This is a genomic window from Achromobacter deleyi, assembly GCF_013116765.2.
Taxonomy (GTDB): domain Bacteria; phylum Pseudomonadota; class Gammaproteobacteria; order Burkholderiales; family Burkholderiaceae_B; genus Achromobacter; species Achromobacter deleyi_A.
Genome location: NZ_CP074375.1, coordinates 521,832 through 536,976 on the forward strand (window position 1 = coordinate 521,832; position 15,145 = coordinate 536,976).

Sequence of the window (15,145 nt, forward strand, 5' to 3'; positions counted from 1 at the left end):
CCGCGGCATGTAGATGGGGGTCCGCGGCGCGGCCCCCATATCACTTGGACTTACAGTACGGAGCAGCAAATGGAAGATGGGTCAACCGCAAGCGTCGGCAATTCGCCTGGCGGTGACCCGCCGCCCTGGCGGCCGCATACGCGGCCGCCGCGTCCCGGCCAGGAGACCCTGGAGCAGACGCTGGCGGGGGTGCGCAGCAAGATCTATCCGCGATCCGTCAGTGGCATCTTCGCCCGCTGGCGCATCGCGTTCGTTTTTATCACCCAGATCATTTTCTACGGCTTGCCCTGGCTGCAATGGAACGGACGGCAAGCCGTGCTGTTCGACCTGGGCGCGCGCAAGTTCTATCTGTTCGGCCTGGTGCTGTGGCCGCAAGACGTGGTCTACCTGGCCGTGCTGCTGGTCATCTCGGCATTGGCGCTGTTCCTGTTCACCGCGGTGGCGGGGCGGCTGTTCTGCGGCTACGCCTGTCCGCAGACCGTCTACACCGAGATCTTCATGTGGATCGAGCGCAAGGTCGAAGGCGACCGCATCGCGCGCATCCGCCTGGACGAGTCGCCATGGAGCTGGCGCAAGGTCCGCCTGAAGTTCACCAAGCATTTCCTCTGGATCGCGCTGGCCTGGTGGACGGGTTCCACCTTCATCGGCTATTTCGCGCCCATCCGTGAGCTGGGCCATGAGCTGTTCGCCCTGCAACTGGGGCCGTGGCAGTGGTTCTGGATGCTGTTCTACGGCTTTGCCACATGGGGCAATGCCGGCTTCATGCGCGAATCGGTGTGCAAATACATGTGCCCGTACGCCCGCTTCCAGAGCGTGATGGTGGACCCGGATACCTTCGTGGTCACCTATGACAAGCGCCGTGGCGATCCGCGCGGCAGCCGGTCGCGCAAGGTCGACCACAAGGCCGCCGGCCTGGGCGATTGCGTCGACTGCAGCCTGTGCGTGCAGGTCTGTCCCACGGGCATCGACATCCGCGACGGGCTGCAATACATGTGCATCGGCTGCGGCGCGTGCATCGACGCCTGCGAACAGGTCATGGACAAGATGCAGTACGAGCCCGGCCTGATCCGCTATACCTCGGAGCGCGCCATGCTGGATGGCCTGTCCGCGAAGAGCGCGCGCTCCCATCTGCTGCGCCCGCGCGTGCTGATCTACGGCACGCTGATCCTGCTGCTGGCCGTGGCCTTCGTGGTGTCGCTGGTGGTGCGCAACCCCTTGCGCGTGGACGTCATCCGCGACCGCGGGGTGCTGGGCCGCGAAGTCGCCGGTGGCCTGGTCGAAAACGTCTATCGCCTGCAGATCATCAACACGTCCGACACGCCGATGCGCCTGCGCCTGTCGGCCGACGGCATGCCGGGCCTGGCGGTGCTGGCGGGCCAGCAGGGCTCGGACGTGGTCGAGGTGGAAGCCGCGGCCAACAAGCTGGTGCCCATGGTCATCCGCGCCCCGGCGGGCGCCGCGCCGGGCGCGCATCCCATCACGCTGCATGCGCGCGGACAGGACGGCGAGAACCGGTCGGTCGAGACCAACGAAGCCGCCAGTTTCTACGTGCCTGATTAAGCACTACAAGGATATTGATATGAATGCCGCGCAAATTTCTCCCGCGTCCGCCGAACCCGCCAAGCCCTGGTATCGCGAACCCTGGCCCTGGATCCTGATGGCCGGCCCGTTCGCGGCCATGGTAGGCTGCTTCATCACGATCTATTTCGCGGTGACGCAGTTCGGCAGCCAGCCCATCCGGGAAGGCGTCGTCAAGCGGGGGCTGGTCATCGAACAGGCCGCGACCACGGCCGGCGAGGGCGTGGCGTCGTTGAACGCCGGCGCCACGCCCGCCAAACCGTAACCGGGGGAGAGCACGCATGGGATTGCGATCGCTGATGTGGATCCTGTGGCCGTCTTTTTTGGCCGCTGCAATGGGAAGCGCGCTGATCTTCGCCCTGATAGACCCGTTGGATGTCGCCATTTTCGGCCACGTCCCGACGGGGCGGACGGGCTTCTACACCGTGTCGTTCTTCGTGTTGTGGGTGATGGCTGGGCTGTCCAGCACCTTGACGGCATACCTGATGCCCAAGGTGGAAGAGGACGAGGACTTCTGAGGGCTCAGACCTTCCTGACGAACTCGGACTTCAGGCTCATGGGGCCGAAGCCATCGATCTTGCAGTCGATGTCGTGGTCGCTGTCGACGAGGCGAATGCCCTTGACCTTGGTCCCCATCTTGATCACGCCGCCGGAACCCTTGAGCTTCAGGTCCTTGATGACGGTGACGGTATCGCCGTCCTGCAGGACATTGCCGGCCGCGTCGCGGTACACCTTGCCGGCCTCTTCGGAAGCCGCCTCGGCCTGCGCCGGCCACTCATGCGCGCACTCCGGACAGACGAAGAGCGAGCCGTCTTCGTAGGTGAATTCGGATTGGCATTTGGGGCAGGAAGGCAGTGCGCTCACGGCTGAACCTCGGGTAGATGGCGCGCGTATCGCGCAACCGGCAAGTATACGTTGCCGTCACGCCTCGTCGCCGTGCAGCAGGCCCACGAAATCCCTGGCCGGCGCGCTCAGCGGACGGTCCCTGGGCACGATGCTGCCGAAGGCCGTCAGGGTCTGCCGGATCCGGTAAGGCAGGATCGCCAGCAGGCCGTGCGCGGCGTAGCGGCTGGCCACCGATTCGGGAATGACGCCCAGCATCGTGGACTTCATCGCCAGGTTCGTCGTCGTCAGGATGGAGGCCGACTCGATCAGCCCCTTGGGCGTCGTGGCATTGTGCGAACGGAATTCCTGCTCGATCACATCGCGCATCGGGCTGCCGTGAGGCTGCAGGACCCAGGGATAGGCCTGCATGGCCTCGAAGTCCACCCGCTTGCGACGGGCCAGCGGATGGTCCACCGCGGCGATCACCGACAGCGCCTCGTCGCCGATCGGGCGAAAGCGGTAATGGCGGTCCGACAGCGTCAGCATGCGTCCGATCACCACGTCGAGCTTGCCTTCATTCATGCGTCCGATCAGCAGGTCGCTGGTGCCGGTGGAGATTTCCACGGATAGCAGCGGATAGATCCGCTTCAGGCTGAGCAGCGCGTCGGTCAGGTGGCCGGGCGAAGCCGCCATGATGCTGCCGATGAAGAGCTTGCCCGCGCTGCCCAGGCGCAACTCCTCCAGTTCGCGCGCCAGCGACGACACCGTTCCGCGCATGCCCCTGAAATAGCCCATCACGCAATCGCCCGCGGGCGTCAGCGCCAGGCCGCGACCCACGCGTTCGAACAGCGGCTGGCCGATGGCCAGCTCCAGTTCATGCAGCATCTTGCTGGCGGCGGACTGGGTCATGTTGAGCTGGGCGGCCGCGGCGCGCAGCGTGCCGCGTTCCTCTATCGCCAGCAGCAGGACGATCTGCCGCATGCGCAGTCGGGACAGAAGGGCGGGGACGTTCGGAGTGCGTTCCATGATTGATCGCCTGAAGTGAACGGTTGGTGCAAAAGTTTCATTTTACGGAAACGGATCTTCTTTCTAAGATTGACCCATAAGAAATCCCCGCGCCGCGGGAAAAAATGATCAATCAAGGAGACAACCATGAAGATTCGCGTATACGCCGCAATGGCGGCGGGCGCCTTGTGCCTGTCGGCCCTGGCGCCCCTGGCATCGGCGCAGGCGCCGGCCGCCGACTGGCCCGCCAAGCCGCTGCGCCTGCTGGTGGGATCCGCCCCGGGCGGCGGCACCGACGCCATGGCGCGCGCCGTGGCCGACAAGCTGGGACCCTTGCTCAAGCAGACCGTCGTGGTCGAGAACAAGCCCGGCGCCTCCAATACGCTGGCCGCCGACCTGGCCGCCAAGTCCTCCGACGGCCACACCATGGTGATGGGGGTGTCCACCGCCCATGCGATCGCGCCGCATCTGCTCAAGCTCGGCTATGACAATGACCGCGACCTGACGCCGGTGGTGTTCGTGGGCGCGGTGCCGAACATCCTGGTGGTGAACAACCAGATGCCGGTCAAGTCGGTGCAGGAGTTGATCGCGCTGCTGAAGGCCAAGCCCGGCGAATACAACTTCGCCAGCAGCGGATCCGGCAGCACGCAGCACATCGCCGCCGAGCTGTTCAAGGACGCCACGGGCGTGCGGATGACGCACATCCCGTACCGCGGCAGCGGCCCGGCCATGGTCGACCTGATGGGCGGGCAGGTGCAGATCGCGTTTGAAACCGCGTCGTCCGTGATTCCGCACATCAAGAGCGGCAAGGTACGCGCGCTGGCGGTGCTGAGCGCCAAGCGCAACGCCCAGCTGCCCGACGTGCCGACGATGGCCGAGGCCGGCGTGCCCGGCGTGGAGATGAGCGCCTGGTACGGAATCTACATGCCCAGCGCCACGCCGGCCGTCATCCAGAAGCGCATCCATGACGCCGTCAACGGCATTCTTGCGCTGCCCGAAACCCAGACCCGGCTGCTGGCGATCGGCGCCGATATCAGTCCGATGAGCCAGGAGCAGTTCGCGCAGTTCCACAAGACCGAGAACCAGCGCTACGCCGGCATCATCAAGAAGAACAACATTTCAGTGGAATGAGCTTGCCATGACTACGCAGCAGAAACCCGTTGTCGCCCTGACCCTCGGCGATCCGGCCGGCATCGGCCCCGAACTGATCGCCCGCCTGCTGGCCATGCCGGAAGCGGCGCGGCAGGCGAACATCGTGCTGGTGGGTGACGCCTGGCTGTGGCGCGAGGGCCAGCGGATCGCGGGCGTGCAGATCAGGACGCGGCCCGTGGACAGCTTCGACGCGGTGCGCGACCGGCCGGACGACGACACGCCGGCCTGGCTGGAGATGGATACCGTAAGCCCCGGGCAGGTACGTGTCGGCCAGGCGCAGGCGCCGGGCGGCGCATCCGTGCTGCGGGTGCTTGACGCCTGCATGGACGCGGCGCTCGACGGGCATATCGACGCCATCTGTTTCGCGCCGCTGAACAAATATGCGATGAAGCTGGGCGGCCTGCAGCACGGCGACGAACTGCACCATTTTGCGCAGTACCTGGGCGTGACGGGCTATTTCTGCGAATTCAATACCCTGGGAGACCTGTGGACGGCGCGCGTGTCGTCGCATATCCCGCTCAAGGACGCGGCGGCCGCGCTGAGCATCGACGGCATCAAGGCCGCCACGCGGCTGATCTACCGGTCCCTGCAGGCCAACGGCGTCGAGGCCCCGCGGGTGGCGGTGGCCGCGTTCAATCCGCACGGCGGCGACGGCGGGACCTGCGGCCGGGAAGAGGTGGACATCATCGCGCCCGCCGTGCGGGAGCTGAACCAGGAAGGGCTGCCGGTGCAGGGGCCGTTTCCCGCCGACACCATCTTCCTGAAGGCGCAGGCGGGCGAGTTCCAGGCCATCGTCACCATGTATCACGACCAGGGGCAGATCGCCATCAAGCTGCTGGGCTTCTCGCGCGGCGTCACGGTGCAGGGCGGCCTGCCCATCCCGATCGCCACGCCCGCCCATGGCACCGCCTACGACATCGCCGGCCAGGGCCGCGCGAACGTGGACGCCACCTGGCAAGCCTTTCAGATCGCCTGCCGCATGGGCGCAACGACTTCAATCAGGAACCCGTCATGAAAATCAAATCCGTCCGGGCACGTGTCTACGAATGGACCGGCAAGACCGTGCCGCCGCAAGGCAACTTCTGCTCCAACGCCATGGACCTGCTGTATTCGCGGCAGGAAACCATGAGCACCTTCCGCTTCCACGGCTGGACCGTGGTCGAAGTGGAAACGGACGACGGCATCGTGGGCCTGGGCAACGTGGCGCTGGCGCCGCGCGTGGCCAAGGCCATCATCGACCAGTACCTGGCCCCGCTCGTCGTCGGGCAGGACCCCTGGGACTACGAATACCTGTGGCAGCGCATGTACCGGGCCACGCATGCCTGGGGCCGCAAGGGCGTGACGATGGCCGCCATCTCGGCCATCGACCTCGCCATCTGGGACATCCTGGGCAAGTCGGTGAACAAGCCGGTCTTCAAGCTGCTGGGCGGGCGCACCAAGGAGAAGATTCCCGTCTACTACTCCAAGCTGTACCGCACCGACCTGAAGGCCATGCAGGAAGAGGCGCAGACCTATCTGGACCAAGGCTTCACCGCCTTCAAGATGCGCTTTGGCTATGGCCCGGCGCACCTGCAGAAGGGCGTCTCGGAAAACCTGAAGTCGGTCGAGGCCGTGCGCGAGGTGATCGGCTACGACACCGACCTCATGCTCGAGTGCTACATGGGCTGGAACCTGGAGTACGCCAAGCGCATCCTGCCCAAGCTGGAGAAATTCGAGCCGCGCTGGCTGGAGGAGCCCGTCATCGCGGACGACATCGACGGCTATGCGGAACTGAACCAGCTGACCTCCATTCCGATCTCCGGCGGCGAGCACGAGTTTTCGCTGTACGGCTTCAAGCAGCTGCTGGACAGGAAGGCGGTGTCGGTGGTGCAGTACGACACCAACCGGGTAGGCGGCATCACCGCGGCGCACAAGATCAACGCCCTGTGCGAGGCCTACAGCGTGCCGGTGATTCCGCATGCAGGCCAGATGCACAACTACCACCTCACGATGAGCACGCTGGCCTCGCCCATGAGCGAGTACTTCCCCATGTTCGACGTGGAAGTCGGCAACGAGCTGTTCTATTACATCTTCGATGGCGAGCCGGTGGCCAAAGAGGGTTTCATCGACCTGGACGACACCAGGCCCGGCCTGGGCCTGACGCTCAAGACCGAATACCTCAAAGACTTCAACATCATCGAATAGGTCCGCCATGACGACAGCACAGACTCCGCGCTATCGCGGCATATTCCCGGTGGTCCCCACCCCGTTCACCGAGTCCGGCGAGTTGGACCTTCCCAGCCAGAAGCGGGCGGTGGACTTCATGATCGATTCCGGGGTGGACGGACTGTGCATCCTGGCGAACTTCTCCGAGCAGTTCGTGCTGTCGGACGATGAGCGCGAGGTGCTGACGCGGACCATACTTGAACACGTGGCCGGCCGGGTGCCGGTGATCGTGACCACGACGCACTTCGGCACCCAGGTCTGCGCGGCGCGCAGCCGGCGCGCGCAGGAGCAGGGCGCGGCCATGCTGATGATCATGCCGCCCTATCACGGCGCCACGATCCGGGTGTCCGAGGAGCAGGTGGCGGGCTTCTTCCAGCGCGTGTCGGACGCGGTGGACATCCCCATCATGATCCAGGACGCGCCGGTGGCCGGAACGCCGATGTCCGCCGCGCTGCTGGCGCGCATGGCGCGCGAGATCGAGCATGTGTCGTACTTCAAGATCGAAACGGCGGGCGCGGCCTCCAAGCTGCGCGACCTGATCGCGCTGGGCGGCGCGGCGGTGGAGGGGCCATGGGACGGAGAGGAAGCCATCACCCTGCTGCCGGACCTGGACGCCGGGGCCACCGGATCCATGACCGGCGGCGGCTTTGCCGACGGCATCCGCCCGATCATCGAGGCACACCGGGCCGGGCGCCGCGACGAGGCCTACCGCCTGTATGAGCGCTGGCTGCCGCTGATCAACCATGAAAACCGCCAGGGCGGCATCCTGACCGCCAAGGCGCTGATGAAGGCGGGCGGCGTCATCGCTTGCGAGGCGCCCCGGCATCCATTCCCGCCGATGCGCGACGAGGTGCGCCAGGGCCTGCTGGAAACGGCCCGGCGGCTCGATCCGCTGGTGCTGCGCTGGGGCCGGTAGTTCCCGGAATCCAAACACAGCGTTCCGCCACGCTGAACAAGCTGTAACCGCGTGGCGGGTAAAATCTCCGGCTATTGGTCAAGTTGGGGGCTCGTGTGCAGCCGGTCATTTCAGTTCAGGGTTTATCCAAACGGTACGCCTCGGGGTTCCAGGCGCTCAAGAGCGTAAACCTGGATATCCAGCGCGGCGAGATTTTTGCCTTGCTCGGGCCCAACGGCGCAGGCAAGACGACGCTGATCAGCATCATCTGCGGCATCGTCAATCCCACCGAAGGCAGGGTGCTGGCCGACGGCCACGACATCGTGTCGGAATTTCGCGCTGCCCGGTCCAAGATCGGGCTGGTGCCTCAGGAAATCTCCACCGACGCCTTCGAGAGCGTCTGGAACACCGTCACGTTCAGCCGCGGCCTGTTCGGCAAGCCGGCCAATCCCGCGTACATCGAGAAGGTGCTGCGCGACCTGTCGCTGTGGGACAAGAAGGACAGCCGCATCATGGCGCTGTCCGGCGGCATGAAGCGCCGAGTCATGATCGCCAAGGCGCTGTCGCACGAGCCCGCCATCCTGTTCCTGGACGAGCCCACCGCGGGCGTCGACGTGGAACTGCGCCGCGGCATGTGGGAGATGGTGCGGCGGCTGCGCGAGAGCGGGGTCACCATCATCCTCACCACGCACTACATCGAGGAAGCCCAGGAGATGGCCGACCGCATCGGCGTGATCCGCAGGGGCGAGATCATCCTGGTCGAGGAAAAGAACGCGCTGATGGCCAAGCTGGGCAAGCGCCAGCTGGCCCTGACGCTGAAGGCGCCGCTGCCGGGCATCCCGACCGCGCTCGATGCCTATCAGCTGGACCTGTCCGGCGACGGCTACAAGCTGGTCTACACCTACGACAACCAGGGCGGCGGCGACATCTCGCGGCTGCTGCACGACCTGAGCAGGCTGCAGATCGAATTCACGGACCTGAATTCATCGGAAAGCTCGCTCGAGGACATCTTTGTCAGCCTGGTACACGGTCAATCATGAACTTCTACGCCATTCGCGCCATCTACCTGTTTGAAATGGCCCGGGCCTGGCGCACGCTGATGCAAAGCGTGCTGTCGCCGGTGATCTCCACCTCGCTTTATTTCGTGGTGTTCGGCTCGGCCATCGGCTCGCACATGGTCGAGATCGACGGCGTCAGCTATGGGGCCTTCATCGTGCCGGGCATGATCATGCTGTCGCTGTTGACGCAAAGCATCGCCAACGCGTCCTTCGGCATCTACATGCCGCGTTTTTCCGGCACCATCTACGAAATCCACTCCGCGCCCATCTCCTACGTGGAGATCGTGATGGGCTACGTGGGGGCGGCCGCCAGCAAGTCCATCATCCTGGGCCTGATCATGCTGGCCACGGCGCGCCTGTTCGTGTCATTCGACGTCGCGCATCCGTTCTGGATGCTGGCCTTCCTGGTGCTGACCGCGGTCACGTTCAGTCTGTTCGGCTTCATCATTGGCGTCTGGGCAGACGGGTTCGAAAAGCTGCAGATCATTCCGCTGATGATCGTCACGCCGCTGACCTTCCTGGGCGGGACCTTCTATTCCATCAACATGCTGCCGCCGTTCTGGCGGACCGCCACGCTGTTCAACCCGGTGGTCTACCTGGTCAGCGGGTTTCGCTGGGCGTTCTTCGGCGTGGCGGACGTGAGCGTGGGCGTCAGCGTGGGCATGACCCTGGCCTTCCTGGTGGCCTGCCTGCTGGGCGTGCGCTGGATCTTCAAGACGGGCTACCGCCTGAAGACGTAGTCCGGCCGCTGTCGTCCGCCGCGCTCAGGCCGCGCCCACGGGCGCGCGGCGGGCCATGCCGTCAAAGGCGTCCAGCAGCCGCTCGCGCCAGGTATGCACCGGGTCGTCCGCGGCCAGCAACTCCAGGGGGCTGGTGCAGCGGGCCCACATGAACATGCCGAACACCGCGTAGTCCGCATAGCCGGCCTGGCTGCCCGCCAGATAGGGCTGCCTGCCCAGCATCTGGCGCAGCGGCAACAGCGCCGCGCGCAATTCGGCGATCCGCTCCGCGTAGCCTGCCGGCAGGTCCTCCAGCTTTCCAAAGCGCTTTTCCCGCGTGGCGCGGAAGTAGTCCTTGTCCTTGTCGTGGATCAGGCCGTGGATGCCCGGCAGCAGCAGGCGCGCCAGGGAGGGCACCAGCGTGGCGTCCGCCCACGAATTCACGAACAGGCTCAGCGGGCGCCCGCAAGCACCGCCAAAGAGCGAGGGCCGCTCGGGAAAAGTATCTTCGAGATAGCAGGCGATCTGCCAGGAGTCGCTCACCACATGGGTGCCGTGCACCAACACGGGCACGAGCTTCTGGCCGGAGAAGTCGATGGATTCCTTGTCGGTGAAGCGCCAGGGAACCGTCTTGGCGGACAGGCCCTTGTGAGCCAGCGCCATATGCGTTTTCCAGCAATGCGGGCTGAAGCGCAGCGCGGCGTCGGCGCCCGCCAGGTCATAGAGAGTGAGATCCGGGGTCAAGATACCGTGCTCCTGGCTGGGGTTGGGTGACAGCGTCCGCCGCCTAGGATAACCGCTGGATGAGGCGGCGCCTGTTCCGCACGGTAAAAGGCGCCACGCGCCCGGAAAGGGGCGGTGGCGCCTGGCAAGCCGGCTTGCGGTCGGGGGCTTACCGCGGTGCCGGACCGCCCTTGCTCATGCTCATTACGCGTTGCTTGAGCTGCGGATCCTGTTGCACGGCCTGGCCGATGCCGTTGAATTCCTCGACGGTCAGGCCGTCGGCGCGAACCAGCTGCACCATCTTGGCGTCCGCTTCCTGGACGACCTTCTGCTTGGCATCGTCCGACTTGGCGGCGTCGACCTTGGGACGGTATTCGTCCACGACGCCCGAGATCTTTTGCGATGCGGACGCAAAGCGCTGCAATTGCTGATCGGAAGGCTGCTGCACGACGGGTGCTGCGCCCGGCTGGGCCTGCGTCTGTCCTTGGGGTTGGCTGGCCTGTTGCGCCAGGGCAGGTGCACCGGACAGCGCCGTCGTCAGTATGGCGGCGGATAGGAATGCGTAAGTGGAACGCTGCATGAAACCTCCTTGTTCCGGTTGAATGTCCGACCATGATGACGACGGGACCGGGCAGGGGACAAGTTTCGCGATGTGTTTTCCTGTGTCGGCAGGCCACCATATGCGGGCCCGCGCCAGGAGGGCGGCCCCAGGGAGCGGCGCGGAAACGTTTTGCGCGGTTTCGTAGTCGCTGCTGGCCGCGATGTGTCCTTAGGTTTGCGCGTGGCGGGGCCCGGCGCTACAGGATCAGCATGCTGAGCATCACAATGGCCAGCAGCAGCACATAGACGCGCGCATGCAGCCGGTCGGGAATGCGCGGAATGAGCGGCGCCGCCAGGCGGATACCCGCGAGCGAGCCCAGCGCCAGCGCCGCGAAGGCCAGCAGGTCCACATAACCCACGATCCACGGGGCCAGCGCGGCGGGCAGCTCGCGCGCCGCCGCCATGTAGGCCAGCGTGCCCACCATGGCCACCGGCAGGGTCAGCGGGTTGGCCATGGCCGCGGCCTTCGCCATGGGCAGGCCGCGCCGGCGCAGCAGCGGCACGGTCATGACGCTGCCCCCCACGCCCAGGAAGGTCGCGATCGCTCCGATGGCCACGCCGCCGCCCACCACGACGGCCTGTCCCAGCGGCCGCGGCGCCTGCGCCTGGTGCTGCGCCATGAAGCCCTGGCGCAGCAGGCAGTCCAGGATCGTCACGCCCAGATAGGCGATGAAGGCATAGCGCACCAGGTCGCCGCTGGCGCGGGTGGCGGCCAGCGCACCCAGCAGGGCGCCCGCGCCGATGAAGCCCGCCAGCGGCCAGACATAGGCGCGCACGATGTTGCCGGCGCGCTGGTGCTTGCGCGTGGCCGCGACCGAATTGACGATCATCACGCAGGTGGAAGTGGCCACCGCGATATGCATGGCCGACAGGCCGATGGCGTCCTGGGCGCCGTGCGTGGCGGTCAGCACGCCGTACAGCACCGGCACCACCACAAAGCCGCCGCCAAAGCCGAACAGCACCGTGGTGACGCCGCTCACGCCGCCGAACAAGGCCAGAACCAGATAGATCATGCCGCCATCCTTTCGGGGAAAGCCGTCACGATACGGCGCCGGGCATTGGCCTGCCTTCGAGGATTGGACAATAATGTTTTTGTTTCGGCCAATCCCTTGCGCCGCGCAAGCGGCATGGATCCCATGCGCAACACCCATATCGACCGGTACGACCACCTGGACCGCGCCGTGGTCGCCATCGGCAACGACTATCCGCCGGGGGAACTGCTGCCGCCCCATGCGCATCGCCGCGCGCAGCTGCTCTACGGCGCCACCGGCGTCATGCACGTGGTCACGCGCGACGGCAACTGGGTGGTGCCGCCGCAGCGCGCCGTCTGGATTCCGGCGGGGGTGACGCATCAGGTCCGCATGCTGGGCGTGAGCACGCGCAGCGCCTACATCGAACCCGGCGCGGCGCGCGCGGGCCGCGGCGCCTGCGAGGTGATCGATGTGTCGCCGCTGCTGCGCCAGCTGCTGTTCGAGGCGGTGGACATGCCCGCCGAATACGACCGGACGGGTCGGGATGGCGCGCTGGCCGCCCTGCTGCTGCATGAGGTCGAACGCGCATCGGTGCTGCCGCTGCATATCCCCTTGCCGCGCGACAAGCGCCTGGCCCCGCTGTGCCGCGCTTTCGTCGCCGCACCCGACGCCAGCGTGTCGCCGCAAGCCTGGGCGGACCGCCTGCACATGAGCCTGCGCACCTTCAGCCGGTACTTCCGGCAGCAGACGGGCATGGCGTTTTCAGAGTGGCGTCAACGCGCCTGCGTGGTGCTGGCGCTGGCGCGCCTGGCGGCCGGCGTGCCCGTCACTACCATCGCGCTGGACTTCGGCTACCAGAGCCCGGCGGCGTTTTCCACGATGTTCAAGCGCGTGCTGGGCAGGCCGCCCACGGAGTATCTGCGGCAGGACCAGGGGCGGCCAGCCGTTGGAGATCCGGGTTGATGAAGCGCGGCTTCAGGCCGCGTACCAGAACACCGCGAAAAAATGGCAGGCGGTGCCCGCCAGCACGAACAGATGCCAGATGAAGTGGGCGTAGCGCCAGCGGTTGTCGAACACGAAGAACACGACGCCGCCCGTGTAGGCCAGCCCGCCCGCCACCAGCCACCACAGCCCGCCGGTGGGCACCAGCTCAAGCAGGGGCTTTGCGGCGATGACAACGATCCAGCCCATCGCCAGGTACAGCCCGGTGGAAAGCGCGGGCCGGTTGAGCCGCTTGCTGGCCTTGAGGCCCACGCCCAGCAGGGCCAGTCCCCATACCAGTCCGAACAGCGTCCAGCCCCAGGGGCCGCGCAGGGCGCCCAGCGCGAACGGCGTGTAGGTGCCCGCGATCAGCAGATAGATGGCGGAATGATCGAGCACGTTGAAGATCTGCTTGGCGCGGCAGACGGGCAGCGCGTGATAAATGGTGGAGGCCAGATACAGCAGGCACATCGAGGCCGCGAACACGGCCGCGCCCGCGATGAAGGCTGCGTCGCCCTGGCGCACGGCGGCGGCTATCAGGAGCGGCGCGGCAGCCAGCGCGCCTGCGGCGCCCAGGCCGTGGCTGATGCTGTTGGCGATTTCTTCGCCCAAGGTCTGAGGACGGTCGTTAGGGAACATGGATGCGTCTGGTTCGGGCAAGGCTGATTGGGACAAGGCTTCCACCTTAGGCGCTTTACGGCAGCGGCTCAAGTGCGCGCGCGGACTTCCGGGGACGGGATGCGGGATGCTTTGATCTGGTGCAAAGGCACAGGCAGGTCCTGGCAAGAAAAAATCGGGGCGGAGCAGTTACTGTGTGATACATTTAACCCGCTAAGCAACCGCTCGCAGAGGCGGCAAGCGTTCTTCTTTCTGGGCTTACACCAGCGGCGCGCAAGCGCCCGCAACAGATACTCTTAGGGGAGGCACCAATGATTCCGGCAATTGGCCTTATGGTTGGGGCATACATCGTCACCCGCATGACGGCAATGCTGACCCGGCCCGACTCCAGTAAAGTGGTCAAGGTGCTTTCCATTCTCACTATCGCCGTGGCGCTGATTTCCTGTCTGGAACTGCTCACTGGCGCCGCAGCGCACGCACCCGCCCGGTTCTGAGGCCAGGCGTCCCCCCTCACGAGCGGCGTGACCGCCGCAACCGGATACTCGCGCAGTCATGCGCGCCGGGACCTGGACGTGAGGTAAAAAGGATTTACTGGCAAGGGCCTGGCAATGGCGCGCAGTTTCAGTAGTCTGTTTTTCAAAGCCGCAAAGAAGATCAGCAAGCTCCAGCGCGCGGCGTTGCGCATGGCTGCCCCCAAGACTGCCCGCAAGCGCACGGTCTCGGCGCGCAAGGCGGCCGTCGCGGCGGGGCATGCGGCCAAGGCGGCCAAGGCCGCCAAGGTGGCTTCCACCACCGCGCCTCGCAGCGCGGTGGCGCCGTCGCTGGGCAGCGGGCGCTGGGAGGCCTCGCGCCAGTTTGCCGACGGCACCGGCCGCAGTCTTGCGTTCTCGCGCTACACCCCGGTTTCCGCTCCCGCCTCGGGCATGCCTCTGGTCGTGATGCTGCACGGTTGCAGGCAGACGTCGGCGGCATTCGCGCGCGGGTCGCGCATGAACCAATGGGCCGATGCCGGCAGCTTCATGGTGCTGTATCCGCAGCAGTCCATGGCGCGGCAGGTGCAGCGCTGCTGGCGCTGGTTTCAGCCGGACGACGATCATGGCGGCGCCGAGGCCGACCTGATCGCGGCATTGATCCGGACAGAGGTCGAGCGCCATGGCCTGGACCCCGAGCGCGTTTATGTCGCCGGCCTCTCGGCGGGCGCGGGCATGGCTGCGCTGGTGGCCCTGCGCCATCCCGCGCTGATTGCCGCGCTTGCCATGCACTCCGGCCCCGTCGTGGGCGACGCCCACAACGCCGCCAGCGGCGTAAGCACGATGCGGCGCGGCAGCATCAAGCCGTTGCTGCCGCTGCTGGAGTCGGTGGCGGACCCGGCCGTTTTCCAGCTCGGTATGCCCGCCCTGATCCTGCAAGGCCAGCTGGATCCGGCTGTGGCGCCGCGCAATGCCAGGCAGCTGTTCGAACAGTTCCGGGCATTGAACATCCCGCGTCCGGACGATATGCCGGTTGAGCGAGTGCTGGGCCTGGGCACGGAAAAAGCGTATCGCCGGGTGGACATGTTGCGGGGCCGCAAGACCGTGCTGCGCTTGTGCGAGATCACTCGGCTGGAGCACGCATGGAGCGGCGGCGACGCCTCCGTGAAGTATCACGCGCGTGGCGGCCCCGATGCTTCGGCGCTGGTCTGGCGGTTCTTCCAGGGCCAGCGCCGCATCGCCGCCGGGCGGGCGGATCAGGAACAGGTTGCGTCCTAGGCGTGGCGCGCGACGAAGGCCTCGCGCAGGGTAGGGGTGGCGCGCTATTGTTCGTTAATGAGGGATG

The 15,145-nt window shown here is 66.2% G+C and carries 18 protein-coding genes; 12 read left to right on the forward strand and 6 right to left on the reverse strand.

The window, feature by feature from the left end:
- Positions 1-69 precede the first annotated feature (69 nt).
- Genes ccoG through HLG70_RS02385 form a run of 3 tightly spaced genes read left to right on the forward strand, consistent with a single transcriptional unit; the run spans position 70 to position 2,096 of the window.
- On the forward strand, positions 70-1,560 hold the full coding sequence (gene ccoG, locus HLG70_RS02375; protein WP_171665344.1) for a cytochrome c oxidase accessory protein CcoG: 1,491 nt from the start codon (positions 70-72) through the stop codon (positions 1,558-1,560).
- 19 nt (positions 1,561-1,579) lie between these two features.
- Entirely contained in the window at positions 1,580-1,843 is a 264-nt protein-coding gene (locus HLG70_RS02380; RefSeq protein ID WP_171665342.1) for a FixH family protein, read from the forward strand.
- Positions 1,844-1,859: 16 nt separating this feature from the next.
- Positions 1,860-2,096, forward strand: a complete 237-nt coding sequence (locus tag HLG70_RS02385; RefSeq protein ID WP_171665341.1) for a hypothetical protein — start codon at positions 1,860-1,862, stop codon at positions 2,094-2,096.
- Positions 2,097-2,100: 4 nt separating this feature from the next.
- Here HLG70_RS02385 and HLG70_RS02390 read toward each other — a convergent pair whose 3' ends face one another.
- Positions 2,101-2,442 (reverse strand): zinc ribbon domain-containing protein YjdM, encoded by a 342-nt coding sequence (locus HLG70_RS02390; RefSeq protein WP_171665339.1) that lies wholly within the window; start codon positions 2,440-2,442, stop codon positions 2,101-2,103.
- Between the two features lie 57 nt (positions 2,443-2,499).
- Complete coding sequence (locus HLG70_RS02395; RefSeq protein WP_171665337.1) at positions 2,500-3,429, reverse strand: LysR family transcriptional regulator; 930 nt, start codon at positions 3,427-3,429, stop codon at positions 2,500-2,502.
- 126 nt (positions 3,430-3,555) lie between these two features.
- On the opposite strand from HLG70_RS02395, the gene HLG70_RS02400 reads away from it, so the two are divergent.
- From HLG70_RS02400 to HLG70_RS02425, 6 genes are all read left to right on the forward strand, one after another.
- Positions 3,556-4,539, forward strand: a complete 984-nt coding sequence (locus HLG70_RS02400; RefSeq protein WP_171665335.1) for a Bug family tripartite tricarboxylate transporter substrate binding protein — start codon at positions 3,556-3,558, stop codon at positions 4,537-4,539.
- A 7-nt stretch (positions 4,540-4,546) separates the two neighbouring features.
- Positions 4,547-5,575, forward strand: coding sequence for a 4-hydroxythreonine-4-phosphate dehydrogenase PdxA (locus tag HLG70_RS02405; protein ID WP_171665333.1), 1,029 nt, complete (start codon positions 4,547-4,549; stop codon positions 5,573-5,575).
- A complete protein-coding gene (locus HLG70_RS02410) occupies positions 5,572-6,744 on the forward strand; it encodes an L-rhamnonate dehydratase (RefSeq protein ID WP_171665331.1) in 1,173 nt (390 codons plus the stop codon). Before HLG70_RS02405 ends, HLG70_RS02410 begins: the two co-directional genes overlap by 4 nt.
- Before the next feature lie 7 nt (positions 6,745-6,751).
- Positions 6,752-7,681: a dihydrodipicolinate synthase family protein gene (locus tag HLG70_RS02415; protein ID WP_171665329.1), complete on the forward strand. Its 930-nt coding sequence runs from the start codon at positions 6,752-6,754 to the stop codon at positions 7,679-7,681.
- Positions 7,682-7,776: 95 nt separating this feature from the next.
- Positions 7,777-8,700 (forward strand): ABC transporter ATP-binding protein, encoded by a 924-nt coding sequence (locus HLG70_RS02420; RefSeq protein ID WP_171665327.1) that lies wholly within the window; start codon positions 7,777-7,779, stop codon positions 8,698-8,700.
- Positions 8,697-9,458, forward strand: coding sequence for an ABC transporter permease (locus HLG70_RS02425; RefSeq protein ID WP_171665325.1), 762 nt, complete (start codon positions 8,697-8,699; stop codon positions 9,456-9,458). The genes HLG70_RS02420 and HLG70_RS02425 overlap by 4 nt, the downstream gene beginning before the upstream one ends.
- Before the next feature lie 24 nt (positions 9,459-9,482).
- On the opposite strand, the gene HLG70_RS02430 is transcribed toward HLG70_RS02425, so the two are convergent.
- The 3 genes from HLG70_RS02430 to HLG70_RS02440 all read right to left on the reverse strand — a co-directional run bounded on the left by HLG70_RS02430 (position 9,483) and on the right by HLG70_RS02440 (position 11,773).
- Positions 9,483-10,181 (reverse strand): glutathione S-transferase family protein, encoded by a 699-nt coding sequence (locus tag HLG70_RS02430; RefSeq protein WP_171665323.1) that lies wholly within the window; start codon positions 10,179-10,181, stop codon positions 9,483-9,485.
- Between the two features lie 148 nt (positions 10,182-10,329).
- Positions 10,330-10,740 (reverse strand): DUF4168 domain-containing protein, encoded by a 411-nt coding sequence (locus HLG70_RS02435; RefSeq protein WP_171665321.1) that lies wholly within the window; start codon positions 10,738-10,740, stop codon positions 10,330-10,332.
- 217 nt (positions 10,741-10,957) lie between these two features.
- The gene (locus tag HLG70_RS02440) at positions 10,958-11,773 is read right to left on the reverse strand and encodes a sulfite exporter TauE/SafE family protein (RefSeq protein WP_171665319.1); all 816 of its coding nucleotides are present in this window, start codon (positions 11,771-11,773) and stop codon (positions 10,958-10,960) included.
- Positions 11,774-11,896: 123 nt separating this feature from the next.
- Between HLG70_RS02440 and HLG70_RS02445 the strand changes: the two genes are divergently transcribed.
- Entirely contained in the window at positions 11,897-12,694 is a 798-nt protein-coding gene (locus HLG70_RS02445; RefSeq protein WP_171665317.1) for an AraC family transcriptional regulator, read from the forward strand.
- A gap of 12 nt (positions 12,695-12,706) precedes the next feature.
- On the opposite strand, the gene trhA is transcribed toward HLG70_RS02445, so the two are convergent.
- A complete protein-coding gene (trhA, locus tag HLG70_RS02450; RefSeq protein ID WP_171665315.1) occupies positions 12,707-13,351 on the reverse strand; it encodes a PAQR family membrane homeostasis protein TrhA in 645 nt (214 codons plus the stop codon).
- Between the two features lie 290 nt (positions 13,352-13,641).
- Between trhA and HLG70_RS02455 the strand changes: the two genes are divergently transcribed.
- Positions 13,642-13,824, forward strand: coding sequence for a hypothetical protein (locus tag HLG70_RS02455; RefSeq protein WP_171665314.1), 183 nt, complete (start codon positions 13,642-13,644; stop codon positions 13,822-13,824).
- A 189-nt stretch (positions 13,825-14,013) separates the two neighbouring features.
- Positions 14,014-15,078, forward strand: a complete 1,065-nt coding sequence (locus HLG70_RS02460; RefSeq protein ID WP_234103352.1) for an extracellular catalytic domain type 1 short-chain-length polyhydroxyalkanoate depolymerase — start codon at positions 14,014-14,016, stop codon at positions 15,076-15,078.
- The last annotated feature ends 67 nt before the right edge of the window (positions 15,079-15,145 follow it).